This window comes from Hydrogenophilus thermoluteolus (genome assembly GCF_003574215.1).
GTDB lineage: Bacteria > Pseudomonadota > Gammaproteobacteria > Burkholderiales > Rhodocyclaceae > Hydrogenophilus > Hydrogenophilus thermoluteolus.
Genome location: NZ_AP018558.1, coordinates 2,001,929 through 2,026,941, shown reverse-complemented (window position 1 = coordinate 2,026,941; position 25,013 = coordinate 2,001,929). Strand labels below are relative to the sequence as shown.

Annotated in this window: 23 protein-coding genes and 1 pseudogene; 7 read left to right on the top strand and 17 right to left on the bottom strand. The window is 62.3% G+C overall.

Translation table 11 applies throughout. From position 1 onward, the window contains the following. Nucleotides 1–2 precede the first annotated feature (2 nt). The 3 genes from HPTL_RS09865 to thiL are packed head-to-tail and all read right to left on the bottom strand — an operon-like array spanning nucleotide 3 to nucleotide 2,219. On the bottom strand, nucleotides 3–602 hold the full coding sequence (locus tag HPTL_RS09865) for a CinA family protein (protein ID WP_119335820.1): 600 nt from the start codon (nucleotides 600–602) through the stop codon (nucleotides 3–5). Nucleotides 603–645: 43 nt separating this feature from the next. Next, nucleotides 646–1,164 carry a phosphatidylglycerophosphatase A family protein gene (locus tag HPTL_RS09860; RefSeq protein WP_197713683.1) on the bottom strand — a complete coding sequence of 173 codons (519 nt, stop codon included), beginning with the start codon at nucleotides 1,162–1,164 and terminating at the stop codon, nucleotides 646–648. Beyond that, on the bottom strand, nucleotides 1,161–2,219 hold the full coding sequence (gene thiL, locus HPTL_RS09855; protein WP_119335819.1) for a thiamine-phosphate kinase: 1,059 nt from the start codon (nucleotides 2,217–2,219) through the stop codon (nucleotides 1,161–1,163). The genes HPTL_RS09860 and thiL overlap by 4 nt, the downstream gene beginning before the upstream one ends. A 60-nt stretch (nucleotides 2,220–2,279) precedes the next feature. On the opposite strand from thiL, the pseudogene HPTL_RS09850 reads away from it, so the two are divergent. Beyond that, a pseudogene (locus HPTL_RS09850) lies at nucleotides 2,280–2,474 on the top strand (NAD-dependent epimerase/dehydratase family protein); the annotation flags it as partial. Nucleotides 2,475–2,532: 58 nt separating this feature from the next. Here HPTL_RS09850 and HPTL_RS09845 read toward each other — a convergent pair. Next, entirely contained in the window at nucleotides 2,533–3,699 is a 1,167-nt protein-coding gene (locus HPTL_RS09845) for an IS256 family transposase (RefSeq protein ID WP_119334379.1), read from the bottom strand. Here HPTL_RS09845 and HPTL_RS09840 point away from each other — a divergent pair. The 3 genes from HPTL_RS09840 to HPTL_RS09830 are packed head-to-tail and all read left to right on the top strand — an operon-like array spanning nucleotide 3,698 to nucleotide 7,054. Next, nucleotides 3,698–4,579, top strand: coding sequence for a UDP-glucuronic acid decarboxylase family protein (locus HPTL_RS09840; RefSeq protein WP_119335817.1), 882 nt, complete (start codon nucleotides 3,698–3,700; stop codon nucleotides 4,577–4,579). The genes HPTL_RS09845 and HPTL_RS09840 overlap by 2 nt on opposite strands. Then, nucleotides 4,579–5,133, top strand: a complete 555-nt coding sequence (locus HPTL_RS09835; RefSeq protein ID WP_119335816.1) for a hypothetical protein — start codon at nucleotides 4,579–4,581, stop codon at nucleotides 5,131–5,133. The genes HPTL_RS09840 and HPTL_RS09835 overlap by 1 nt, the downstream gene beginning before the upstream one ends. A 1-nt stretch (nucleotide 5,134) precedes the next feature. Beyond that, complete coding sequence (locus HPTL_RS09830) at nucleotides 5,135–7,054, top strand: AAA family ATPase (RefSeq protein WP_119335815.1); 1,920 nt, start codon at nucleotides 5,135–5,137, stop codon at nucleotides 7,052–7,054. On the opposite strand, the gene HPTL_RS09825 is transcribed toward HPTL_RS09830, so the two are convergent. Beyond that, a complete protein-coding gene (locus HPTL_RS09825) occupies nucleotides 7,008–7,895 on the bottom strand; it encodes a polysaccharide deacetylase family protein (protein WP_119335814.1) in 888 nt (295 codons plus the stop codon). The genes HPTL_RS09830 and HPTL_RS09825 overlap by 47 nt on opposite strands. 2 nt (nucleotides 7,896–7,897) lie before the next feature. After that, nucleotides 7,898–9,055, bottom strand: a complete 1,158-nt coding sequence (locus HPTL_RS09820) for a glycosyltransferase family 2 protein (protein ID WP_170141337.1) — start codon at nucleotides 9,053–9,055, stop codon at nucleotides 7,898–7,900. Between HPTL_RS09820 and HPTL_RS09815 the strand changes: the two genes are divergently transcribed. Next, on the top strand, nucleotides 9,049–10,257 hold the full coding sequence (locus HPTL_RS09815; protein WP_170141336.1) for a glycosyltransferase: 1,209 nt from the start codon (nucleotides 9,049–9,051) through the stop codon (nucleotides 10,255–10,257). The two genes, HPTL_RS09820 and HPTL_RS09815, sit on opposite strands and share 7 nt — an antisense overlap. A gap of 36 nt (nucleotides 10,258–10,293) precedes the next feature. On the opposite strand, the gene HPTL_RS09810 is transcribed toward HPTL_RS09815, so the two are convergent. Together HPTL_RS09810 and HPTL_RS09805 are read right to left on the bottom strand one after the other, a co-directional pair. Beyond that, a complete protein-coding gene (locus tag HPTL_RS09810) occupies nucleotides 10,294–11,745 on the bottom strand; it encodes an exopolysaccharide biosynthesis polyprenyl glycosylphosphotransferase (protein WP_170141335.1) in 1,452 nt (483 codons plus the stop codon). 69 nt (nucleotides 11,746–11,814) lie between these two features. Beyond that, nucleotides 11,815–12,384 (bottom strand): hypothetical protein, encoded by a 570-nt coding sequence (locus HPTL_RS09805; RefSeq protein WP_119335811.1) that lies wholly within the window; start codon nucleotides 12,382–12,384, stop codon nucleotides 11,815–11,817. Here HPTL_RS09805 and HPTL_RS09800 point away from each other — a divergent pair. Continuing rightward, the gene (locus HPTL_RS09800) at nucleotides 12,383–13,171 is read left to right on the top strand and encodes a WecB/TagA/CpsF family glycosyltransferase (protein WP_119335810.1); all 789 of its coding nucleotides are present in this window, start codon (nucleotides 12,383–12,385) and stop codon (nucleotides 13,169–13,171) included. The genes HPTL_RS09805 and HPTL_RS09800 overlap by 2 nt on opposite strands. Here HPTL_RS09800 and HPTL_RS09795 read toward each other — a convergent pair. From HPTL_RS09795 to HPTL_RS09780, 4 genes are read right to left on the bottom strand one after another with little or no spacing between them, the layout of a single operon-like run. Beyond that, nucleotides 13,144–14,637: an O-antigen ligase family protein gene (locus HPTL_RS09795; protein WP_119335809.1), complete on the bottom strand. Its 1,494-nt coding sequence runs from the start codon at nucleotides 14,635–14,637 to the stop codon at nucleotides 13,144–13,146. The genes HPTL_RS09800 and HPTL_RS09795 overlap by 28 nt on opposite strands. 5 nt (nucleotides 14,638–14,642) lie before the next feature. Further along, a complete protein-coding gene (locus HPTL_RS09790) occupies nucleotides 14,643–15,557 on the bottom strand; it encodes a P-loop NTPase family protein (RefSeq protein WP_119335808.1) in 915 nt (304 codons plus the stop codon). Next, nucleotides 15,554–17,041 (bottom strand): GumC family protein, encoded by a 1,488-nt coding sequence (locus HPTL_RS09785; RefSeq protein ID WP_119335807.1) that lies wholly within the window; start codon nucleotides 17,039–17,041, stop codon nucleotides 15,554–15,556. Before HPTL_RS09785 ends, HPTL_RS09790 begins: the two co-directional genes overlap by 4 nt. A 10-nt stretch (nucleotides 17,042–17,051) precedes the next feature. Further along, on the bottom strand, nucleotides 17,052–18,059 hold the full coding sequence (locus HPTL_RS09780) for a polysaccharide biosynthesis/export family protein (RefSeq protein ID WP_119335806.1): 1,008 nt from the start codon (nucleotides 18,057–18,059) through the stop codon (nucleotides 17,052–17,054). A 144-nt stretch (nucleotides 18,060–18,203) separates the two neighbouring features. Here HPTL_RS09780 and HPTL_RS09775 point away from each other — a divergent pair, with 144 nt between their 5' ends. Next, nucleotides 18,204–19,193, top strand: a complete 990-nt coding sequence (locus HPTL_RS09775; protein WP_119335805.1) for an OmpA family protein — start codon at nucleotides 18,204–18,206, stop codon at nucleotides 19,191–19,193. On the opposite strand, the gene HPTL_RS09770 is transcribed toward HPTL_RS09775, so the two are convergent. Genes HPTL_RS09770 through cbiB form a run of 5 tightly spaced genes read right to left on the bottom strand, consistent with a single transcriptional unit; the run spans nucleotide 19,183 to nucleotide 25,005 of the window. Beyond that, nucleotides 19,183–20,640: a lipopolysaccharide biosynthesis protein gene (locus HPTL_RS09770; RefSeq protein WP_170141334.1), complete on the bottom strand. Its 1,458-nt coding sequence runs from the start codon at nucleotides 20,638–20,640 to the stop codon at nucleotides 19,183–19,185. The genes HPTL_RS09775 and HPTL_RS09770 overlap by 11 nt on opposite strands. Then, nucleotides 20,637–21,671, bottom strand: coding sequence for a GNAT family N-acetyltransferase (locus HPTL_RS09765; protein ID WP_119335803.1), 1,035 nt, complete (start codon nucleotides 21,669–21,671; stop codon nucleotides 20,637–20,639). The genes HPTL_RS09770 and HPTL_RS09765 overlap by 4 nt, the downstream gene beginning before the upstream one ends. 4 nt (nucleotides 21,672–21,675) lie before the next feature. After that, nucleotides 21,676–22,905, bottom strand: coding sequence for a glycosyltransferase family 4 protein (locus tag HPTL_RS09760; protein ID WP_119335802.1), 1,230 nt, complete (start codon nucleotides 22,903–22,905; stop codon nucleotides 21,676–21,678). Then, nucleotides 22,889–24,046, bottom strand: coding sequence for an aminotransferase class I/II-fold pyridoxal phosphate-dependent enzyme (locus HPTL_RS09755; protein WP_119335801.1), 1,158 nt, complete (start codon nucleotides 24,044–24,046; stop codon nucleotides 22,889–22,891). The genes HPTL_RS09760 and HPTL_RS09755 overlap by 17 nt, the downstream gene beginning before the upstream one ends. Further along, entirely contained in the window at nucleotides 24,043–25,005 is a 963-nt protein-coding gene (cbiB, locus tag HPTL_RS09750) for an adenosylcobinamide-phosphate synthase CbiB (RefSeq protein ID WP_119335800.1), read from the bottom strand. The genes HPTL_RS09755 and cbiB overlap by 4 nt, the downstream gene beginning before the upstream one ends. Nucleotides 25,006–25,013 lie beyond the last annotated feature (8 nt).

Genomic DNA, 25,013 nt, shown 5'->3' with positions numbered 1-25,013 from the left:
GTTTACCCCACGGGGGGACGCTGTGCGCGGGGCGTAACCAGCTGCAACAGCGCAGCAAGTGCCCATTCGACCGTCTGAATTCGGACCGCAGCGCGGTTGCCGCGGAAATGGCGCGTCGCTGCCGTCACCCCGTCTGGTCCTGCCCACGCAAAGCAGACCGTTCCCACCGGTTTGTGCGCCGTTCCCCCGGTGGGGCCCGCGATACCGGAAACCGCCACGGCCCAGGTAGTCGCAGCGCGTGCGCGCGCGCCGCTTGCCATTTCGCGCACCGTCGCTTCGGAAACAGCGCCGTGCGCGGCGAGCGTCTCGGGCAGAACGCCCAGCAGCGCCGTCTTTGCCCGGTTGGCATAGGTGACGAAACCGGCTTCGAACCATTCGGAGCTACCGGCAACACTGGTGATCGCGGCGGCGATCAAACCTCCGGTGCACGATTCGGCGGTGGCGAGCGTTTCACCGCGTTCGCCTAATAAGCGACCGACGCGCGCAGCAAGGTCATACAGAAGCGGCGGGACGTCGTGCACCGCATCGTAGGTCTGGGCATCGTCCAAGGTCTCTTCGTCTGGGAGCGCCTCGTTGGCTGGTCCGATGCGGGACTGCTGCATTGTCTCTTCCTTTCGTGTGCAATGCCATTTCGCAGAAAATGGCTTACCGCGGCAGCACGTCGTAATGGACCGCAACGGCGAGCACGAAGAGCGTCATCACCGCCGCGATCAGATCGTCGATCATGATGCCCAACCCCCCCTTGACGCGGCGTTCCATCATGCGAATCGGCCACGGCTTCGTGATGTCGAAGAGGCGAAAGAGCGCAACCGCAGCCCCTTGGGCCAGCCAGTTCGCGGGCGTGAAAAGCAAAACCCACCACAGCGCGACGATCTCATCCCAGACGACGGCCTCTGGGTCGTTGTCCCCCAGCGCGTGTGCTGTGACGCCGCATGCCCAGACGCCAAAGCCCGTGCATGCGATGAGCCAGGCAAGCAGCCATTCTATGGGGAGCTGATGGACGAGCAGTGGCCACAGGAACCAACCCGCCAAAGTGCCCATCGTACCGGGTGCCCAACGCGAAAGGCCGCTGCCCAAGCCGAGAGACAGGAAATGGACGGGGTGCCACAGCAGCGCCGTTGGGGAACGCGCGTGTGCCGGGGCGCGCACGGAGGTGCGTGTCACGAAAAAGACTCCGGTTGAATGTCCAAATCCAAGGGCTCAGCGACACGGAACGGGTCCCACCCTTGGGGAGGTAGCGTGGTACGGGTGCCATCACGCCGCACAAGCACCAGCGGCGACGCCTCTGGGATGGAGCGTGGCACGACCGAACCGATGCGGTGCACGGAGACACCCGCGCGTCGTGCCGCTTCCGCGACGGCTGTTCGGTGCCTCGGGTTCGCAGTAAACAGTAACTCATAATCGTCTCCGCCGCCCAAAAGCGCTGCCCATGCCTTTTCAGCAGGCGCGCCTTGGGCCACCAAAGGTGCCAGCGGCAATGCGGCCTCTTCCACGCAGAGCGTCAATTCGGGTCGCGTCTCCACCAGATGGTGCGCGTCCTGCGTCAGCCCGTCGGAAATGTCGAGCATCGCCGTCGCGATGCCGCGCAGCGCAAGCCCAAGCGCGATGCGCGGTTGCGGCCGTTCCAGCGCAGCGATCCATTCGGAACACCCCGGCAGATCACCTGAGAGGCGTCCCGTGCGCACCGCAAGCCCCAACGCGGCGCGGCCAGGTTGGCCGCTCACCCACAGATCGTCGCCAACCTGAGCGGTCGAACGGCGAATCGCCGCTTGCCACGGAACCACCCCGAGCGCGGTGATGGTGATTGCAAGCGGCCCGCGTGTCGTATCGCCACCGATGAGCGCGACACCATAGCGCTGCGCACACGCTTGCACGCCGTAGGCAAACCCTTCGAGCCATTCCGGATCGTATCGCGGGAGCGTCAGCGCAAGGAGGAACGCCGTCGGCTCTGCCCCCATCGCTGCAAGATCGGAGAGATTCACCGCAAGCGCTTTCCACCCCAGGTCCTGCGGGGCGAAGTCCGGCAAAAAGTGGCTGCCCGCAACGAGGGTATCGGTGGTGAGCGCGAGCGTCGCAGAGGCATCGTCGCGATTTCCACGCAGCGCAGACGCGCACGGCAGGAGCGCGGCATCGTCGCCGATTCCCAAGATGGATGGCTCGGGCGGAGCGCACGATCGGAAAAAGCGCGCGATCAGCGCAAATTCGTCTATTTTTCCCATAAAAAAATTGGCTGTCCGAAACGGTTATTGTTACAATGGTAGCAAAAGGTGGAGTGGATCATGTCACTTGGACTGCCACAGGGCAACAAAGTACTGGTGACGGGGGGAGCGGGGTTCATCGGCTCACACCTCTGTCGTCGGTTGTTGGCCGAAGGGTATGAGGTGCTCTGCGTTGACAACTTCATCACCGGACAAAAACGCAACATCAAAGCGCTCTTGGACGATTACCGTTTCGAATTCATACGGCACGATATCAATGGGTTGTGCAACCTTTTTTCTGTAAATTTCCGTGGTGTTGGTCATGACGCCGGGGTTACGGGTTGAGGTTGAGATAGACCTTGCCGGTCATCCACTCGTCGTCGAGTTCGGCCAGCAGCGCCGAGACCAGGCGCAGGCAGGAATCCATGTTGGGGAAGATGCTGGCCACCCGGGTGCGTCGTCGCAGTTCCCGGTTGATGCGTTCCAGCCCGTTGGTGGTACGCAAACGGATACGGTGCGCAGCGGGGAAGTCGAACACCGTCAGGGATTCAGGAATCGCGGTTTCGGCCCACTCGGCCAGTTTCGGATGCTCCTTGCGCCAGGTGTCCAGGGCGGCTTTCAAAAGCCGCTCGGCTTCTGCCTTGTCCGGAGCATTGAAGATCGCGCGCAGTGTCGCGGCGACGTGCTTTTTCGCCTCCTGTCGGGTGACGAACTGGCCGGCGTTTTGCTGCAGATGGAACTGGCAACGCTGCCAGGGAACAGAAGGGAACACCGCTTTGCGGGCAGCTTTGAGGCCCGCATGATCATCCGCGATGATGAGCTTGATCCCGTGCAACCCTCTGGCCAGGAGGGATTCCAGGAAACGTCGCCAATTGATCTCGGCTTCCGACGTGGCCACCGTGCAACCGAGCACCCGCCGTTTGCCCGTCGCATCGACGCCGACGGCGATCAAGACGGCACAATCGACGATTCGCCCTTCCAGCCGCACTTTCTCGTAACGGGCATCCAGAAAGAGATAGGGCACTTCGCCCAGAGGACGCTCGCGCCAGGCCGCAAGCCCCTCGTCGAGCCTGGCGGCGGCACGGCTCACCTGGGCGGTGGAGAGCGAAATCTCCGGCCCCAGCAGGCGCTGCAGTACCTCGATCACCCGGCGGGTGGAGACCCCCTGGACGTACATCTCGGCCAGGGCCAGATGCACCGCCTGATCGGTGCGGGTGCCTTTTTCGAGGGCAGAAGGGTAGAAGTCGCCGCAACGCACCTGGGGCACCTGAAAGGTCAGCTCACCAAGGCGGGTGAGTACCGTCTTGGGTTTGTACCCGTTGGCGTAGTCACGCCGTCGCTCACTACGTTCATAGGGCGCCGCTCCAAGGAACTGGGATCGTTCGATCTTGGCGGCTTCATTGACGAGGATGCGCAGAGCCTCGCCGGCACCCTCCAGTCCGTGTTCGAGCAACACAGCATAAGCCATTTCCAAAGGATTGGTTTCGACACGCATCGCCATGATGGGCATACTCCTTTCTCGAAGTCATGGCGTCAGACCGAGCGCCGCGCACTTCCTGCCAGAGGCGCTAAACGGAATTTACAGAAAGGATGGTACACAACCTATCAATGAGCGCCTCTATGTCCAAGTGGATCAGATCTACAATCTGGCGTGCCCCGCTTCGCCGATCCATTACCAGTTCGACCCGGTGGCGACGGTGCAGACTTCGGTCCTTGGAACGATCAACATGCTGGAATTGGCGCGGCGCACCCGCGCGCGGATCCTGCAGGCGTCGACCAGCGAAGTCTACGGTGACCCCGAAATCCATCCGCAACCCGAACACTACTGGGGGCGCGTGAACCCCATCGGGCCACGCGCCTGCTACGACGAAGGGAAACGGTGCGCCGAAACGCTCTTTTTCGACTACCATCGCGAGCATCGCGTCGATATCAAAGTCGTGCGCATCTTCAACACCTATGGTCCCAACATGCACCCCAAAGATGGGCGCGTCGTCTCCAACTTCATCGTCGCGGCGCTCACAGGCGAGCCGATCACCGTCTATGGCGATGGATCGCAGACGCGATCGCTCTGTTACGTCGATGACCTGGTCGGGGGCTTGCTCAAGATGATGGCGCAACCAAAGGAATTCACTGGGCCGGTCAATCTGGGCAACCCACACGAAATCACGATCTTGGAATTGGCAGAAACCATCCGCGATCTGGTAGGGTCACGGTCCGAAATCGTCTTCCGTCCGCTGCCGCAGGACGACCCGAAGCAGCGGTGTCCTGATATCACGCTGGCGAAAACCCACCTGGGGTGGGCGCCTACGGTCCCTTTGGAAGTGGGTCTCGCGAAAACGATCGACTATTTCGACCAGTTGTTGCGCGAAGGAACTGGGTGATGGGGTACGGATCCAACCGGTGGCAAAAAGGTCTCTGGATCGGGGGGGTTCTCGCACTCTTTTGGGCGAGTCAGCCCGCAGATGCTTTCGTCGAAGACGAATTCCGCCCGCCTGAGGAAGACGCGCCCCCTTTCGATGTCCCGGAAACCGGACTCTTTTTTCCGCGCATCATTTATGACGAACAGGGCGACGACGTGACCCGCGTACCGTACCACCCCACGGGCTACAACGACACTGCGTTCATCAAACGGGAAAAGTTTCAGATTCTGAAGTGGCAGCAAGATCCGCCCAACTTCGTGATCATCTTCGTCGAAGATGCCACGCCGTATCAATACGAGACCGCGGAAGTGGACATCATGGTGCGCATCGGTCACTTCGATCGTTTGAAAAATCTCATCGAAGCCAGCCGTGTGGTGCGCACCAGTATCCCCATTCAGAAAGGGATCAACCGGATTCCGATCAATGTGATGAATTACAAAGGGGATATCGTCCAGGCGAAACTCATCGGGGTGCGGATGAAGCAGGCCTACCAACCTGTCGAATTGGGAGATTGAGATGTATTTCGAATTTTTCCATTTCACGCGCCCCCCTTTCGCCAATACCGCCGACCCCGGTTGTTTCTACGCGAGCGCGGCACACCGCGAAGCGTTGGCGACACTGCTTTATGGCGTGCGGGAGCGCAAAGGATTGTGCCTGCTCACGGGCCCGGTGGGGAGCGGCAAGACCCTTTTGCTGCGTAAACTGGCCGCGGACAACCCCACGTTTCGGTGCCTCTTTTTGACCAATCCGTGGTTGTCCGAAAAGGAGCTCTTTTCTCTGTTGTGGCAAGCGTGGGGTGAGGGGGACGAACCAGCGTTCGTCAGAGAGCCCCTTTCCGCGATTCAACAAGCGCTGGCGCGTCAGGCGAAAAAAGACGAAGCGCTGCGTTTCGTACTTCTGGCCGATGAGGCGCATCTGCTGCCCGAGCGCTTACTCGAGGCGGTGCGTCTGCTCCTCAACCTGGAAGACGAACGCGGAAAATTGATCCAGATCGTTCTGAGCGGACAAGAGGAGCTCGCGCTGATTCTCAAACAACACCACATGCGGCCGCTGTTGCAGCGCGTGGCGTTGTTCGATCATCTGCGTCCCTTCTCGTTGGACGACACCATTTGCTACGTCCAGCACCGCTTACGCACCGCGGGCGGGGACCCGTACCTTTTCCCCCGCCCGTGCTTGGAGTGGATTCATCAGGAGAGCCGGGGCGTACCGCGGCTGATCAACCAGATTTGCGATCATGCGCTGATTTTTGCGTTTGGCCGCGAGTCGCGGGTAGTCGAACGGCAGGATATCGAAGCGGCATTGGCGAAGCTTCCCTTGGCTGCGGTTTTTCTGGAACCGGAAGCGGTTTCGTCACACCAAAGAGAGTCGCCAGCAAACGCCGCTCAAGCCGAGGAACAAGCGGCGGCAGGAGCGGCATCCACCCCAGATCTTTCGCCGCAACAGGCCGCCGCAGCCGATATTCCGCCGGAGATTCCCGGGCTAAACGCGCAGTCGCAATCCAGTCCTGCCGCAGCGCCGCCGTTTCCGCCCGACGGTGCGGCACGCTCGCCCGTCGATGTCGCTGCGTTGGGCGCCAACGTCGAAGCGGCGTCAGCATGGCCGTCGTCTTCTCCGCAAAAGGGGGGCGGGCAAACTCGTGGCCATTCGCTTGCCTGGGGGCAGTGGTTTTTGAGCATGGGCATCGCGCTGCTGCTTGGCGCAGGCGGGGCCTATTGGTGGATGCACAACCAATCCCCATCGGAATCGTCCCTCGGGCGCACATTGGGGCCAGCGCCAAGCCGCACGCAAACGGAAGGGATGGATCGCCTGGGGCCTTCTCGTGCATCCGACACCCCCGTGCGGAGTGACCGTGCCGACGCGATCGCATCGAACCGCAGTGCGCCTGCTCCGTTCTCTACAGCATCCGAATATAGCCTGGACAACAACACGGTTGCAACGGCGGCGCAACCCGTACCGGTCGTGCAACTGCCCACGACGCTCCCGCTTCCGGTTGCGACGCACAGCACGGAGCAGGTGGTGAATGACACCAAGGCGGCGCTCACAGCGATCAGCAACCATTTCGGCGCCGACAATACCACGGTGCGGGATCTGTTCACCGCAGCAAACCCTGGCGTCAATCTCGATCGGATCACTGCGAATACTCGGATCCGGCTGCCGCAATTTCGTCGTACGGACATGATCGTGGCGGATCAACGGGGGCGCTTCTATCTCTACTACGCCACGCTTGCCGACGACCAGCAGGCCGCAGCGGTCAAACAGCGGTTGGCACCGTTGGGCGTTTCGGTGATGCAATTGCCCACGATGCTCGCGGGGCAGACTGTGATTCGCCTCTACCTTGGCCCCTTTACCGATTTCGACGAAGCGGCACGCGTGGCCGATTTGGTCCGGTTTACCTACCTTCCCCTGTTGGAACGGTCTGGCGCAAGCGGGTCTTGAGGAGGCGCTTCGCCAAATCGAAGGGGCGATCGGTTGTGCCGATCCCGATTCGGGGAAACACGCGGGGCACCGGTGAAGAAGCGCGCTGCCGCCGAGTCACCCAGCCGGGTTGTGTGGTGAAAATGGCCTGAAAACCGAGCTGGGCAAAGCGGTCGATTTGGTCACGACGCCAATCACCATTGGGGGGGGCGATCCACGTGGGTTGGACGCCAAGTCGCTCGGTGAGCAACCGCTGGCTGAGTGTGAGGGTATGCGTGAGTGCAGTGTCGTCAAGATGCGCGAAAATTTCATGGCAATGACCATGGTTACCGATCGCAAACCCCGGGAGGCTTGCGAGTTGCTGCGCTTCTCGCCAGGTGAGGGGGCGAAGTGCGGGGGTTGGTGGCGGAAACGGGTTGGCGCCCCTGTCGCGCAGAATCGCGGTAACCTTCGCTTCGACATCGGGTGGCGCGAGTGCTTTGATCTCGGCGATAAGCGCAGGCGACGGTTTTTGTCCCACCGTGGCAAGGCTGGCTTGGAGACGGTCCCACCAGAACCACGGAGTTTCCAGGTAGCCGGTAGCCAGGAAAAAGAGTGCGGGCACCCGGTACTCTTGGAGAATGGGTGCGGCGACGGTTAGGTTGTTGGCATAGCCGTCGTCGAAGGTGACGAGGAGCCGTGGTTTCTGCCATGCTTTTCGTGGCGTGGTGAAAAACGTTTCGACGCAGACGGGCGTAAACCAGCGGGTGAAGAACGCCAATTGATCGCGAAAGCGCGACGCGGGGACTTGGAGCCAATCGTCGAGCGGTTCGTCGTCGGGTACGACGCCGTGGTACATTACGATGAGGTCGGCGGTAAACATCTTTAGTCGCGCTCCGTCCGTTTCCACCCCAACCGGCGTTCCGTCACCATCGAATGCAACACAGCCCACAGTTTTTCAAAAATATAGCGTGGTGCGTGCATCAACGCGCGGGCAAAGAGTGGCAGGAGTCGATAGCGATGCGCGGCGTGTAGGTAGTGGATCAGGATTGCGCCGAAACCGAGCAACGCGGCAATGCGGACCGGTTGCGGCGCGATCCATGCAAGGAGCGCCAAGAGGATCGCCACCCAGGCGATTGGCGGGATCAGCAGATCGAACAGTTGCCCGACGGTTTGCCAGGGGCGGCGAAGCAGCTGGCGGAGAACCTGTGGCGCGTAGTGGCGAATCGTCCATAACTTGCCCCGTTCCCAGCGCGCGCGCTGGGTAGCCAACTGGTGGCGCGCAACCGGCATCTCTGCCCACACCGCTGCCGCATCGGTGAAATCGACTCGTTTCCCCGCGAGGAAGAGGTGTTGGTGGTATTCGATATCTTCGACGATGCCGTGCGCTCGGTAGGGAACAGCGGCAACGGTTGCGCGCGCCAAGGCAAAGCCGTTGCCGAAAATGCCCGCCGACCACCCGAAACGGGAGCGCGCGAGCGGGCGCACGCCGTTGAGTGACGCCAGTTGAATCGCTGCGATCTCCGTGCGCGCATTGACACGCACGTTGCGCACTGCGTAGCGGAGCTGAACCGCCTCGGCTCCGCATTGGAAACAGGCGTCCAGCACGGTGAGCGCATGTGGGTCGAGCACCGAATCGGCGTCGAGCACGAGCACTGCGTCCCACGACGGGTCGCGAAGGAGTTGGTTGAACGCATAATCGAGCGCCCCCCCTTTTCCGGGGGGCGGGTAGCTGAGCACCGCCGCCCCTGCCGCCTGCGCCACTTCAGCAGTTTCGTCGGTGCAGGCGTTGGCAACCACCAGAACCGAAAAGTGCGAACGGGGATAATCCAACGCCAGCGCCGCGGTGACCGTCGTCGCGATATGTTTCGCTTCGTTGTGTGCCGGGATCACGATGCGAAAGCGGGTTTGGCCCTGCGCACGCGACGACCGGGCTTTTTCCGGTAGCCACGGGTAGGGAAGGGGCGCAGCGACCCAGGTCAGAAGGAGCAGATAGAATGACGGTATCCCACCCAAAAGCCAGACGAGCCACCACCATGTCATCGCCGCAGCCTCATTATCTCTTCGTTCATTCCCGTTTCCCATGTTTGAGCGAGACGTTCGTCGTCGCACAAGCTGAATCGTTGGCGCGCATGGGGGTACCGGTTTGCCATATCGCTAACCGCCGCCCGGCGTTCGACGAGGTCCATCCGCCGATGCGTCCTTGGCTGGAACGGGTATTGTACCTGCAATCGCAGCGCCTCTCGGTATGGGTACGCGCCCACCGTTGGGCGATTGAGCGTTTTGCGCGTCGCTATTGGCAAACGCTTGCCGAAACCCTACGGTACGAAGCGCCGCTACCTACCGCGTTGGCGCACTGGGCCGGTGCCGTCTTGTTGCTGTACCACTTTCGTGGGCAACGGGTCCATGTGCACGCCCACTTCACGTACGGTGCTGCGGCGGTCGCTCATTGGTGTCACCGTTTGGCAGACGTGCCCTATTCGTTGACGTTACACGGCTCCGACGCGCTCTACGACAACCCGCCCGATTTGGCGCGCAAATTGGCGGCAGCCGAGGCGCTTGTGTCGATTTCGGCGCACAATTTAGCGGTGCTCGGCACCCGTTTTCCGGGTCTATTGCCGCGTAACAGAGCCGTGATTCCGCTGGGCGTCGAACCGCTGCCGTACCAGCCGCCGCCACCGATCGCGCGACCGCTGCGTCTCCTCAACGTTGGGCGTTTGAGCGAACACAAAGCCCAACATGTGCTCATTGCCGCGTGCGCGCAGTTACGGGAAAAAGGTGTTCCCTTTTTGTGCGACATCATCGGCAGTGGCGAGCGCGAAGCGGCGCTGCGCGCGCAAATCGCCCAGGCCGGGTTGGGCGACGTGGTTCGGTTGCTGGGCGCCAAATTTCACGACGAAATCCTGGCCAGCTATCGGCGCTACCACGTCTTTGTCTTGACGAGTGTGGTCGAAGGGATGCCGCTCGTTTTGATGGAGGCGATGAATGCTGGTATACCCATCGTGACGACCGCGGTTGGGGCGATCCCAGAATTGGTGGGGCCAGAGGGGGCGTTGTTGGTGCCGCAGGAGGATCCCGACGCGGTTGCCGAAGCGATTCTTCGGATCGCGGAAGGGAAAATCGACAGCGCGCGCATGACCCAGGCCGCGCATGCGCGGCTGACCGAACGCTTCGATCTGCGCCGCAACCATGCGTGCTTTGCCGAGTGGCTGCGTGCGCAACCGACGGCACTGATCCCGCAATAGCCGTGGGCGAGCGTCGTAGTCCGCGTTATTGATTCCCTATTGATCCCCTTTGCCGCGCAGCGTCACCCAAACGGTCTTGACGAGCAGCAACAGGTCGGTGTGAAGACTCCAGTCATCGATGTAGGCCAGATCCATCCGCATCCATTCGTCGAACGGAATCGACGCGCGGTTGGGGGCGATCTGCCACGTGCAGGTGATGCCGGGGAGTACGCTCACCCGGCGCAGGTAGGTGATGCGGTCCATTCGGGCGTAGTCGTCGAGCGGCAACGGGCGGGGGCCAACCAGGCTCATATCGCCCCTGAGGACGTTGAAGAGTTGGGGCAGTTCGTCCAAGTTGAGTTTGCGCAACCAACGGCCGAGCGGGGTGATGCGTGGGTCGTTGCGCATTTTGAACGCCGCGCCGTCGCGGTCGTTGTGGGCGCGCAAGGTTTCCCGCAGCGCGTCAGCATTGGGAATCATCGTCCGAAACTTGTAGAGCGGAAAGATGCGGCGGTGGTACCCCAGCCGCGGTTGGACGAAGAGAACCGGAGAACCCATCGTCACGCGGATCGCCAGCGCGATGAGGAGGAAGAGCGGCGAGAGGATCAAGATGCCGAGCGCGGCGGCAGTGACGTCCAGTAGGCGTTTGACGAGCAATGCCCACCCCATCTGTGGGCCGGAGTCGAAGCTCAAGAGGGGTACAGCCCCGTGCCCGCTTGCTGACCAGCGGATCAGATGGGTTCGTGGCGCCAACGGCTCTGGCAGAGGGAGATAGGGCGCAAGGAGCGGCACTGGGAACAACACCTCGATACCCTCCGCTTCGGCCGCGCTGAGCGCGTCTCTGACCGCTGGATCGAGGGTGGCGAGCGGCAACGTCACGACCACTTGATCGACGACCGATTCGTGCATCCAGTAGGCGAAATCGTGCAGTTGCCCCAAACAGGGAACCAAATTTAGCCCGTCTGTTTCCGTTGTTGGCGTACCGAAGTAACCCAGGAGCCGAAAATGGGCGTTCGCTCGCAGCGAGGAAGTTATCTCTGCCGCGAGCGGCGTGGCGCCAAGAAGCACGGTATGGTTTAGGTAGTGTTGTTCCGGATCGAGAAAACGGAGCACCCGGTTGTAGAGCCAGTGCAACAGATGGCTGGCTACGAAATAGAGGAGCGCGAACGCCACGATATACTGCGGGGTGATGAGCGCGATCGCAAAGAGTTGGCTGCTTGCCGCAAGCACCAGCACCCCAATTCCGGTCATCACGGCGATCTGCACGGTGGGTAAAACGAAGCGCCTAGTTGTTTTGGTACGCGTCTGCACCAGGTAGGAGAGCAGCAGCCAAAAACCGCTCCAAACAAGGAGCAGCAAAAGGTTCTGTAGCGAGATCCGCCATTCCAGGAGGCGGAGGAACCGTACGCCCTCGAACGCGGGCCCGGTGAAATAGGCCGCAAACAACAATGCGACCCAGAGCGCGACGAGATCGACGAGGGGCAACGAGCGCAAGACGAACGGGGGCACGACTGCGTCACCGATCGGATCAAAAAGGGGAACAATGATACCATGCGTGCAGCAATGTTTTGGGCAAGCTTACTGCGATAACCAGCGCCAGCGGCAGAGGCGCTGTTGCCACGCGAAACCTGCTTTGCGAATGCCGCTGAGCGAGGCGCAGTTTTGTGAGGCGCAATAGATCCAAAGAGTGGCAGTGGGAAAATGGTCGCAGAGGCAGCGCAGCGCAACGGGATAATGGCCGCGCCCACGGGCAGCACCGAGCGTGTAGCAGTCGTAGATCACCACCGATTTGGGCGGAAGGGACCAACAGGCATCTCGCCCCAGTTCGTAGGAGAGGTCCAGCCACCCGTCGTGGCGCGTCCAGGCGAAATGGACTGGGTCGCCGTGGGCACGGAGAACCCAAAGGAGGTCGCCGCGCGCGAAACGGGAAGGTGCGACGCGATCGACCAGTGCCAAATGGGGGTCGGTAGCAAAAAAAGGGGCGAGGTGTGCGTGACAAGCGGTGGGCGTATCGATCCATGCCAGGGTCACTTCCCGAACCCGAGGCTCGGGGGGGGGATCGGATGCCGCGCGGTCACGCGGGGCGGCGAAGAGTTCGATACAAACGCGTCGCGGGACGACAGATCGAAAGAAGGAGCGCAGGGTCATGAATGGAGACGGTGTTGTCGCGGCACCACTGCCGTCAGTCGAGATGATGGGGGTACGGATCCATCGTGTCAACCGCGAAACGCTGCTGGCGTGGTTGGGGGATGCCCTTGTCGGGGAAGCCTGCCGGTTCGTCGCCAACGTCAATGCCCACGCGATGAACTTGGCATGGGTACGCCCGTCGTTTCGGCAGGCACTCAACTGCGCCGATCTGGTTTTCGTCGATGGCTACGGTGTGGTGCTTGCGGCGCGTCTGTTGCGATTGGAAATCGGCGAGCGGCTGACTTTTGCCGATTGGATGCCCGATTTCTTGCGCGTCTGTGCGACGCGGAAAGCGGCACTCTTCTTTCTAGGGGATACCGACGAGGTTGGCGCTGCGTTCGCCGCGTGGGTACGCGCGCACTATCCGGGCATCGTCTGGGCTGGGCATCATCATGGTTTTTTTGTGCGGTCGGGTGCAGAAAACGAACGGGTGGTCGCGGCAATCAACGCAAGCGGCGCACAGGTGCTCCTTGTCGGGATGAGCATGCCGATCCAGGAGGAGTGGTTCGTAGCAAACCGGCATCGACTCCCCGGCGTACGCGTCGCGCTGATGTCCGGGGGATACGCGCGCATCGCGACTGGGCGAATTCCGCGCGGGCCGCGCTGGATGACCGATCATGGGTTGGAATGGCTCTACCGATTCTTCCAGCAGCCGCGTTACACCTGGCGGCGCTATTGGCTGGGTAATCCTCTGTTTTTGATGCGTGCAGTAGCGTGGCGCTATTTTGCGGTTTCACCCCGCGACTGACGTTCCCATCGCCGCGCCGCGAGCATTGCACCCCAGATGACCCACAGGTAGTAGGGCATGAAGATGTAGTCCGGGTTCGCCTGTTCTTGAATTGCCCACGCGAGCGTACCACCCATTGCGGTCAGCCCGATATCGGCAAAAAAGCCGGTGCCTCCGCGAAACGTCTGCCAACCGTACCAGCTTATCAAAGCCAGAACGACCAGATGGACGATAAGGCCAGGAATGCCCGTTTCGGCCGCAGTCAGCAATGCAAAATTGTGCACCGGTTGGTTGTACCACGAAGCGACTTGGAGGTAAGTACGGTCGTAGCGGTGCATTTCACGGGTATATTGTCCAAGTCCAACGCCAGCAAGTGGCCGGTCGGCGATGATGTTTGCGGCCGTTTCGGCAAGGGGAATGCGCACCAGCGCCGAACCGCGATCCTCTTTGGTCAACCGGTCACGGAACGTCGCCGATGTGGCGTACAACGCGGCAAAGACTGTGCTCACTGAAAAAATCATCACGAGTGCGCCGATGATGACGTTCTTGCCGTTTTTCTTCATCCACAACAGCATTCCCAAGGCCAGCGCAAAGCCGAAACCCAGCCACCCGGCACGTGAACCGGTCAGCGTAAAGGTAGCAAACCCGACGATCAGTGCGAACACGACGAAAGCGCGTTGCCATGGTCTTCCCTTGAGTGTGGGAACGAAGAACCAGAGGTAGAGCAACGCGACTGCAAGAAAATTCGCCAGGGTATTGGGGTGACCGAACGTGCCGCCGAAGCGCAGGAGATAACCGCTTCCCGCGGCGCTTTTGAGCGCAAATTCCGTTTTGAGCAATTCTTCCGTGAAAATGGCCTGGACGGTTCGTTGGTCCAACACCGCGATCGCTTCGAGGATCACCGCGGCAGCAAGGGCCAATCCGAGCCAATGGAGGTGGTAGGGGCGGAGGTATCGTGCCAGGATCCAAAGAAAAAAGACGGCCTTGATTTCGCGCCAGTAGAGGCTCCAGGCAAAGAACGATTCCTTGGCGACCAGGAGCGCATTGGCGCCGTCCCACAAGAGCATCGCAACGAGTGCGATCGCCAGGGGCTTGGGAATCGCGGAGGTCGCAGACTGGTACGTGCGATCGAACCACCACAACAGGGCAAGGAACAGCAACAACAGATCACTGAGCGAAACGCGAAAACCGTTTGCCAAAACGGTGTACGGCCAGTTTTCGCGGAACGCGAAGTTGTTGTCGATGAAGGTGAGCGCCAGTGCGAAAACGGCCACCGTCCACGCCAGCTGGTCGATCGCTTGACGCGAGAGAAACAGAAAGAGAACGGGAAAGAGCGCAATACCGAGTAGCCCCGCCAGCGTTGCCAAAAGCGTAGCCGTATCTTGCTGAGCAAAGGCAATCGACAGCAACCAAGCGCTACTGGCGCCAACAAGCAGCGCCGCGGGAAAAGTGAGCAAGGCGTGTGGGTCGGAGGCGCCAGCGCGCATGGTCGTCACAGCAAGCGAATCAACCAACGGGGCAAGGGGTATTCACGGAAGGTGAGAACCGACCCCAAGACCGGGATGCTCAAGCCGTTGAGCTCCTTGACGAGCGCTGCGACAGCTGGCTTGCGCACGGCGCCGCTTTTGAGCACCAAAACCACGCCGTCGGTTTCGCTTGTCAAGAGATAGCTATCCGGACAACGGTTGAATGGCGGGGTATCGATCACCACCGTCGCGTAGAGACGACGCGCTGAAGCCAACAGGGATCGGTACCAGCGGACTTTTTCCGCAACCGAATAGTTTTCACCGCCGTACAAGGTGAGGATGTTGAGCGCTTGGTCCGAAGGCAGTTGCTGCCAGGAAAAAGGGTCGCCCACAGCGAGTGTCAGCGAATCGTGACGCATCGGTTGGGGTTCGAGCACGAGGCGAAGCAGGAGGGTCCGCCCGTCTGGGGTGCTGCTCGCCAGGTGGTGGGCCAGAAGGAACGTGAGGGTGGAGACGCCACTTTGTGGAATCGGTGCCGCAAAAAGGACGGTGTGAGGCGCTTGCGCATGGCCAAACGCCAAATGGTGCGCGATGCGTTGCACCTCCATGCCCCAAGCGCTGGGCAGTTGGCGAATAGGCGGCGGAAGGATCAGCCGTTTTGGCGCGCGTGCTGTCTCCGAACGGGATGGCTGGGCGACTACGCCCAAGTCGTCCGGGCGCGTGGTGTGGGCCGGCTTCGCCTGAGCTGCGTCACGCACGCTCGTCTCGCGTTGCGGTTTCTGAGCATGCGGCATCGTTGGCTGGGGTTCGTAAGCGGTATCGGGCTTTTCCAGCTCATCGAATCGACCCCAGGGGTCGTGGCTATCGATTGCGGCATCCCACGGGGTTTTGCGCCGCCAGGGGTCTGTGTTGTCACGCGCCAGAATGTCGGAAAGTCTCATGATGCTCTCCCGCTAGCGTGCGGAATGGTCTGCGCGAAGGCGCTTTGCCAGGGGTGTCCAGGCGGAGGGGCATCGAGCGCACCCAAGAGGGGCGCGTACGGTGCCGCGTCGGTGGGGGTATAGATGCGCTGTTCCGCAAGGTACGCTGCTGCCGCTACGCCGGCGGCGACGAAAGGTCCGACGATGAGTGCCAGCGTAAGCATCAAGCCGGGACGGGGAAAGACGGGCGACACGGGCAGTTGGGGTTGCGCAGCGATCGAGACGTTGGCGAATCGTGCGTCGTCTTTGGCTTGGCGAATGCGCGCCTCTTCTTGTTTGTCGACGTAGAGGCCGTACTGTTTGCTTGTGAGTTCGCGTTCGAGTTGTAGTTGTTCGTAGGCGAGCGACCTGCCCGTCAATTGCACCGCCTTGTCGTTGAGGTCGCTGATGCGTGCCTGAAGCGCTTGCAGCGCCGCTTGGCCGCTTTCCGCTTCGACCTTGAGGTCTTCGATGATCTGTTTGAGGTATTGCCGGATCTGGGTGCGCATGTTCGCGTACTGCGCTTCGGCGTCTTGCACGGGTTTCGAACCCGGCTGATAGTCGTTCCGGGCACGCTGCAGATTGATCGTGAGCTGCGCCAGACTCTTTTCCATCTCGATCAGGGCGGGGTAATCGTAGATCGTCGTTTTCGGTAGGCCGACGAGGGTGCGACCCCCATTCTTCTCGAATCGGGTGAGCGCTTCCGAGAATGCGTGGGTTTTGGCCCGGATCTCTTCCAGATTGGAGAGCATTTTCATCCGCTCCTGCTCGAGATCGCGCAGCAACTGCAGCAGGGTTTGGCGTTGGACAGCGGGATCGACGACGCCGGTTTGCGCGACAACCTGTTCGAGTTCGCGATTGAGTTGCGCGAGCCGCCGTTGCAGAAATTCGGTCTGGTTGCGGAAAAATTCGATGCCGCCGGAAACGCGGTTGATTTCGATGTAGTAATCGACGAACGTTTTGACGATCGTTTGCAACACGCGCTGCGTTTCTTGCGGATCCCCCCCTTTCAACGTGACGCGAACGACGTTCGATTCGGTCAGTGGTTCGGCTTTCAGTCGTCCTTTGAGTTCGGCTACCGCTCGTTGTATTGCCGCGGGGTCGTCGCCATTGGCTACCCCCAACCGTTTGGCAACTTGGGCGAGATGTTCGCTCGATTGCAGCAAAAAGATGATGGTGTTGAGGTCTTTCAACGTGACGTCCGAGGCAAAAAATGCTCCCCCCTCAGGCGAGATCATGAACGGGCGCGTGAGCGCCGGTTTGACGAGAAGATCGGCGCTGGTTTCGTAGCGCGGCGGGGAGAGAAGGGTAATGGCCAGCGTGACGCCGATCACGCCAAGCAGCGTCGCAACGAAGACCTTTTTTTTGTAGAAAAAGATGCTGAGGACGTCGCGGACGGTTTGCGTTGGTGTCGTGGAAGGCGGAGGGCTGCTGGGCACGGGAAGATTCGAAGACGCTGTGTTCATCGCGAGATCCTTACAGGTTCCGTTGATAGCTGAAACTGAACGGGCGGGGGATCAACGACCAGAGCTGTTCCGCAGTAAGCGCCGCATCAGCCAGTCGCGTGTTGGGGACATAGATGACATCACCTTGGCGCAGGATCGGGTCTTTCCCCAAATTGCCGGTGGTCAGGATCGCGTTGAGATCGATGACGCGACCCACGGGGTGGTTCGCTTCGTCACGGGTGATCAGCAGAACGGTGCGGGCTTCGGCGCGCGGGTCGAGCCCGCCAGCCATCGCGATCGCCTGGGTGACGGTGGTGGGGCCGATCAGTTCGACGTAGTTGGGTCGTCCGACATAGCCGAAGACATAGGCCCGGTTACCCGTCGCTTTGAGGAGCAGCGTCGAGACGTTGAGACCCGAGATGACACGGGCATACGCCGCGGTGATCGCCCGCTGGGCTTCGTCGATCGTTTTCCCGGCGACGAAGATCGGTTCGATCAGCGGGAGCGTGATTCGGCCGTCGGGTCCGACGACCGTCAACCGGCTCTGCCCGCGCGTTGCGGTGCGGATCGCTTCTTTGAGGTCGCGGATGCGCTGACCGTAGCGTACCAAGCTTACGGTGCTACGGGGCTTTGTGAGCAGTTTGCTGTAGAGGCGATCGAGGTCACGCGCCAATTCCTCCGGGGTTTTTCCTGCGGCGCTGACGTCCCCGATGTACGGAACGGTGATCCGCCCGTCCGGGCGGACGTCGACCGTGCGATCGAGCTGCGGGTAGTCGACGAATTCGACCCGGATCTGGTCGCCGATCGCCAGCCGGTATTCGGGTTGGAGTTGCGTGTCGAATTGGTAGACGATTTCGAGTTCGTCACCTGGGGAGAGGAGATAGTCGCGCCCGACGAAGAGCGCGGTATTTTCCCGCACGTCGGAAGTATGGACGGAAACCCCGTTGGGGATCTCTGGCCGCGGGGTGGCGCATCCCGTGAGGATCAGGGTTACTGCAACCAGTGCCATGAACCCTTTGCGCAGCCGAAAAACCGACATAAACGTACCCCCCCTATTCGATCTGCTGATGACAGTATAGTGGATAAATCGCGCACGATCGAATTTTTGTGGGTGTTTCGTTCGTTATGGCGCAATTTGTCGTGTATATTGTAAGACATGTCGAGCGGGTAGGGAGGTCGTATCGTGGAAGTGCGAACGTCTCGTTTGCCGTTGGTCGCGGTTGGGGTGGTGGCATTGATCGCGGGGTGTCAGTCGGCAGCCTACAACGTGCCGGGAATAGAAGAGAAGGAACGGGGGGTTTTGCCCGCGACGCAAGGGGTCGCGGCGCCACCGCCGAGCGGTGCGATCGTCGAGCGCTACGCCGATCACCTCTTCGACGGACCGGCCGGGCAAGATTTCCTCGGGGCACTCAGTATGGGCTACCGCGAATTGGCGCGCGAGCGCGATAGTGCCAGCGACTTTGCCGACGCCGCAAAATTTTTGCAGCGCGCAGGCGCCGCCGCGCGCGGTGAGCGGATCTGGCCAGAAGAGATCGCCGCGCGCGTGTTGCCGAAATATGCGCTTCAGGATCTCATCTATGCGCGAACCCGTCTGATGCGCGCGTTCGATCAAGGTGCCGACCAGCGTTACCCGCGCATTGCCGCGCGGGCGCAGGTGGCGTTCGACTGCTGGATGGAATCACAGGAAGCCAATCGCTATCCTGAGTACGTGCACCGTTGTCGCATGGCGTACGAGGAAGCGATGAGTCAACTGGAAGCGGGCAACGGAGCCCCCGCCGTGACTCCCGCGCCAACGCCGAGACAACCGGAGGGTGCTGCTGCGTGTGTCGCGAACGCGTGTGCGCCCCTGTCGCTCTATTTCGACCTCGACAAGGATCAGCTCTCGGCGGCGGAACGGGAAAAACTGCGTGACTGGGCCCAGGCGGCCAAAACGCACCCGGGTATGATCGTCGTTGCCGCCCATGCCGACCTTTCGGCGAGCACGCGCTACAACGACGCGTTGGCGCAGCGACGGCTCCGGCACGTGTTGGGCCTTTTGGCGGCAGAAGGGATCGGGCGCGATCGTATCGTCGAAGCGCGCGCGTACGGTGAGCGGCGCGTTCCGGTTCCGACACCAGACGGGGTGGTCGAAGCGCGTAACCGCGTCGTCGAGGTCTGGCTGCTCAGTCGTTGAGCGCGCCTTCTTTGCGCCACCACCGTTGGTGGGGGCCTGGGATACGCCACAGACCCACCCCATAGACCGACGCGCAACCGAGCACGACGATCAGGAATTCCGTGATCGGAGAAGCCGACGGCAAAGCCGTGCGCACCGCGAAAGAGAGGAGCAGCGCGGTGAGCGCCGTCGCCGCAGCGAGCGCTAAGCCTGCGCGGTTCGCACCCAACCAGGGCCGCCAATCGAGGCGTAGAAGTCCCAGTGCGACGGTTCCCATGGTTGCCAAGAGGTAAAGACTGGGGATGAGATGCGCCCACGCTGCAGCGTGCAGTCCCAATGGGGCCGCAACCAGCAAACTGACGGCAAGGAGTCCAAGATAGCCGCTTTGCAGGCGCAACTCTTTTTTGGCGCGGCCACACGCTTCGAGCAGAGGGCCAGCCAGATGGTGCGTCAAATCGAGCATCGCGATCAGCGCCAGGATGCGCAGAATGGGTGCCGCGTCACGCCAAGCATCGCCGTAGAGCGCGACGATCACGACCTCGGGAACGGCGGCGAGCGCAGCCAGGATCGGATAACAGACGAGCGCGAGCGTCTTTTGGGCGTCGAGGAGCGCACACGCCAATTTCACCCGATTCTGTTGAATCAGCGAAAACGCCGGAAACATCACGTGGCCGACCGTAGCGCCCAGGCGTTGCAGAGGGATCGATGCCAGTTGCGCGGCCCGCTGGTAGAGGCCAAGCGGTGCAGGGCCAAGGAGCCACCCCAGGATCAGGCTGTCGAGCGCGCCGCCCAAATAGACGATAAACCCCTTGGCGCTCAACGTGAGGCCGTAGCGCACAATCGCCGTTCCTTCCTGCGCGGACCAGCGTGGTCGCCAGACGCGGATACGCGAAGCGTGCCAGCAAAGCAGGGTGGCGAGTAGCCACCAGGCGAAGAATCCCCACGCGAGGCTGACGGCGCCCCAGCCGTGCCATGCGAGCGTCACGCTGACCGCCGCGTAGCCGAGCGCGTAGCTGAGGAGATCGATCAGCGCCAATCGTTTGAGGTGGAGGTGGCGGCGCAAGAGCGCGCGCGGTACGATCCCTAAGGTCATTACCGCTTGGGTGGCACCGATGATCGGCAAAATGGGTTTGAGTTCCGGCGCGTCGAACCAGAGGCTCAGAATTGGCGCCGCGGCAAAAAAGAGTGCGAGAAAAAGGGTAGCGAGCAGAAGCGAGAGTAGCCACGTGGTTTCGACCGTGGCGCGTCGGATGCGCCGTTTTTGGATCAGCGCCGATCCCAACCCGGCCATCGCCAGCGCTTCGGCAAGGACGGCAAAACCGGTAGCAATCGCGACGACCCCGAAATCACGCGGCGGTAAAAGCCGCGCAAGCGCAACGCCGACACCGACGCTGAGGAAAAGTTGCAGCAACGCGCGTGCGATCGTCCAAGCCATCCCGCTGCCGGTTTTGCGCTCACGGGGATTCATCGCGACCAACCTGTCAGCCACGTGACGAGCACGCGCCCAAGCCACCCTTTCGCGACGCGCCAGTCGGCCTCTTCGCGCACGCGCGGTCCCCATTCGAACTTGTAGGGTTCGTCGCCCAGCAGGAAATCGAACTCCCGCCACCCCTTTGCGATGCCGGTTTCGAGCAGCGCGGCGATGAGCATTTTGCTGGGGCTGAAGCGCGCAAAAGCGGTGTCGAACGCCGGTTGGTAATAGCGGTAGGTGCCTTGGTCGTGAAAGCCGTAGGCGATCGCCCACGGTGTGCCGGGTTCGCCGAAGGTGTAGAGCCCAAGTTGCGCCGAGGCGTGGAGGCTGTGCGAAAGGTCATGGTGAAACGCGACGAACCGGGGGTCGTTCCATGCCGACGCGGCACCGTGCTGGCGCGTGCTCCACTGAGCGAGCTGCTTCAGGGTATCCCCGATCGCGTCCGCTGGAACGGCACGAAGCGTGGCGTTCGGAGTGTCGCGTGCGATGCGGCGGTGCCAGTAGGCCAGTTCTTTACGCAATTTGGGGCGCCAGTTTCGTGCCAGCGCGTCGATGTCTGGGATTCCCGCTAGGGGAATATAGGGGCAGCGCCGGGGTGGCCGATCCCACAGTACGAGCGTTTTCGGCCACGGTAGCGCCAACAGCGCGCTCGTGCTTCGCACCCCTTCCCAGAAGAGGAGCGTGACGTCGGCGTGTGCCACCACGTCGGAGAGAAAACTGTGCCAGAGCCGATCCTGGTGCGCCAGAGGGGCGACGAGGTCGAGATGATCGGGGTGCAATGCGGCACCCAGCCAACGCCAGGCCGAAAAACCGTGCCAACGCACGGCTTCGAGCGGGAGCGCGCCGAGTGGTTCTGCCCCGTCGAATGCAACCCATAGACGCAAGCGGGGGCGATAGTGGCGAACCACGGCGTCGAGCCAAAGGGTGTCGCAAAAGAGGGGGAGTTCGGCCGCAGCAACCCATTCGTGCCACCGTTCCGGTTGTGTTTGCCACCAGGGTTCGGTATAACAGCGCCACCGAATGGTCATCGCGTCACCGCCGCGCCTTTTGGTGGTGCCATTGCCACGCCGCTTGCACGGTGGTCCAGACTCGCTCCGCGTTGTGCGTCCAGGTGAATTCCCGTTCAACCCGTGCCCGTGCCGCGTCGCCCAGGCGATGGCGCAGCGGCGCGTCGCGTACCAAGCGTTCGAGCGCCGCAAAGAAGGTGGAGTCGTCGTCCGGGTCGAACAGCAACCCTTCGCGTTCGGCCGTGAGCACTTCCCGAACACCTGCCGTGTCAGGCGCAACCACTGCTTTGCCCATCGCCATGTATTCGAAGAGTTTGAGCGGCGAACAGTAGGGTTGGGTGTGGGGCAGCACCGCGATATCCATCGCCGCCAGGTGCTGTGGGATCGCGTCATGAGGCAGATGTCCGGTCCAGACGACCCATCGACGTTCGTGCGCGGGCAACTCCGCTAGCCTGCGCGCAACCGCTTCGTCGTGCCGCCCGATGAGGAGCAGCGCGACGGGGTGGCCTGCTGCGCGAAGCCGCTGCCACGCTTCGATGAGCCGTTGCGGCCGGTGCCAGACGATGAAACTGCCGCTGTAGCCGATTACCACCGTCTCGGTTGGCCACTGCCATTGCTGCCGCAGGGGTGTTGCGTCGATCTCGGGGTGAAAGCGGGTGGTATCGACACCGTTGTGATTGACAGTGATCGGTTTCTGGTCTGGGTTGCAGCGGTGTAACGGCGCGGCGATCGCACCCGTGACCGTAAGCGCGCCCGCTGAGAGGGCGAACGCATGACAATTGCTGAAGAGGCGATCGCACCAGGGAAGCGGTTTGACGTCGAGGTAGGTGCCTCTTAGTTCGCCGCGGTCGATGCCGTTGAATTCGGTGACCACAGGGATCCCGCGTTTGTGACACGCCCAGTGGATCGACAGCGTTTCGGCATCATAACGGGTGATCACCAGATCGGGGCGATCGGCGTCGAGCTGCGCGCCTTCTTGACGCGACCGCTGCCACTGCCGCCACAAAAGGAGCAGGTCGCGCAGATAGTAACGCCCCAACGCGCGACGGACTTTGCGCCACACCGTCTCGTTCGTCGTCGGCACCCTGGACCGTTGTGGAGGCGCGACGACACGAAAGCGCACACCGCTTTGTGCGCAGAGCGCTGCGAAAGCCGCGATGAATTCGGCAACATGGACCGCGGAGCCGTCGGTTGGACTCGATTGGTAGTGCACATACCAAAGCGTGCGAAGGGTGGGGTTAGGTTTTGGGTCCATGGTCGCAGTGGCCTGTCGCGGAGGTGCCGTGGTGAATTGTAACCGCACCACACCGAGTGGGGACTTTGGCGCTTTCGGGCGTCAGCGTCAAGAGGCGTGCCCTCAGCTCAGAGATCTGTTCCGTTGGGGCGATGCCGACACGCAAAAACGGCAGCGTTGGGAACGAACGGACAAGGATCTGTCGGGTTGCGAAAAGCGTCGCGGCCACTTCCGGATCGGGATGGGTGAGTAGGATCGCGTAGGGGAAGAGTCCATCACGAAAGGTTTGTGGGGCGGGATTGGAGGGGGTGACCGACAACCAACCCGTTTGCGCGAGCACCGTTGCCAGTTCGTGGTATGCGCGTTGCATGCGCATGAGTTGCCGTTTGTGCCACGTCGTATCGGAAAGCGCAAGGGTCGCGGCCCAGCGCGCGGGGTGGCTGACCGCCCATGGGCCCAGGTGTGCGTCGAGCGCGGCAAGGAGTGGGGGTTCGCCAAACGCAACGCCAAAACGTAGGCCCGCCAGGCCAAAGAACTTGCCGAGCGATCGGAGGATGACTGCGCCACGAGTTTGGGTGGCCCATGCGGGCAGCGGACTGGGGCGGGCGGTGGCGATGGCTTCGGCGTCGGCAAACGCTTCGTCGATTACGAGCAGACCGTGACGCCGCGCCAGCCGCTCGTGCCAGGCGCGGATCTGGTCGAACGACCAGCGGTGGCCGGTGGGGTTGTTGGGTTGCCCCAAAACGAGGGCGTCGGCCGTTTCGAGTGCCTGGTCGATCGCTGAGGCAGTGAGCGGTACGGTTCGGACCAAGCGGCCGGCAAGCGCCCAGGTGCGCTGGTATTCGCCGTAGCTCGGGGTGGGGATCACTACGGTGCGGATCGCGGGAAAGAGGGTAGGGAGGATTTGCAGCGCCGCTTGGGTGCCGGGGATCGGAAGCCCGTCGGCGCCGTAGTACGTGGCGATCGCCGCGGGCAGCGCGTCGTCGGGCTCAGGGAGGCGTTGCCAGACTTCGGGAGGGACCGGCGGGAGTGGGTATGGCCATGGGGCGATTGCGGTCGAGAGGTCGATCCAGCGCTCTGGAGGCCCGCCGTAACGGGCGATCGCAGCGCGCAGGCGCCCGCCGTGGCCGATCGCGGGGTTCGCGTGCTCGGAGACGCTCATCGGCTTACCCACCACGCGGTCAAAAGGAGTACGCCGATCGTGGCGCGGCGCAGGAGCGCAAGGGCGGCAAGCGGTGTTTCTGGTGTGGCAGGAGCGCCGCAGCCGAGCGTGCCGCGCGGTTGCCAGACGCCGTGGTAGGGGGCGGGGCCACCGAGCCGCACGCCCAGTGCGCCCGCGCCCGCAGCCATTACCGGGCCGGCGTTCGGGCTGGGCCAATGGGGGGCTTGGCGCCGCCAACAGCGCAGGGCGTCGCGAACATGACCGGCAAGCGCGTAGGCAAGCGCGGTGAGGCGCGCACTCGGCCAGCCAAGGAGGTCGTCGGCTCGGGCGGCGAACCAGCCGAAGTCACGGTAGCGCGGGGTTCGGTACCCCCACATCGCGTCAAGCGTATTGGCCAGGCGGTGGAGCAAGACCCCGATGCCGCCCGCGACGGCGAACCAGAAGAGCGGCGCGATCACGGCATCGTGGCCGTTTTCGAGTGCCGATTCGGTCGCAGCGGTGGCCACGCCGCGGGCGTCCAAGAGCGCCGCGTCGCGGCTGACGATCTTCGCCACCGCGGCACGTGCGGCGGGAAGATCACCACGCGCCAGGGGGTCGGCCACGGCCACGATGTGCTCTTCGAGACTGCGCCAGCCAAGCGCCAAACCCAGGATGAGCCCTTCCCAGAGCCAGCGCAGTTTCGGGAATGCGGCCAACAGCCAGAGGGTGAGCAACAGCGGCGGGGTCACTGCCGCCAGCCAAGCGAAGAGTCCGGCGAGCCGCTCACGCCACATTGCAGTAGCCATGGAATCGGGGGTGGGTTGGGGCCCGACGCGCTGCGTGTGTAAGCCGCGTTCGCGCGCCCAGCGTTCACACCGCTCGGCCCAGCGTCCGAACGCAACCAGGGGATGAAAGCGCTTCGGCTCGCCGATCAGGCGGTCCCAAGCCAAACCGATGAGGAGCGCAAGCAAGTGGGTCATGGCCGCGA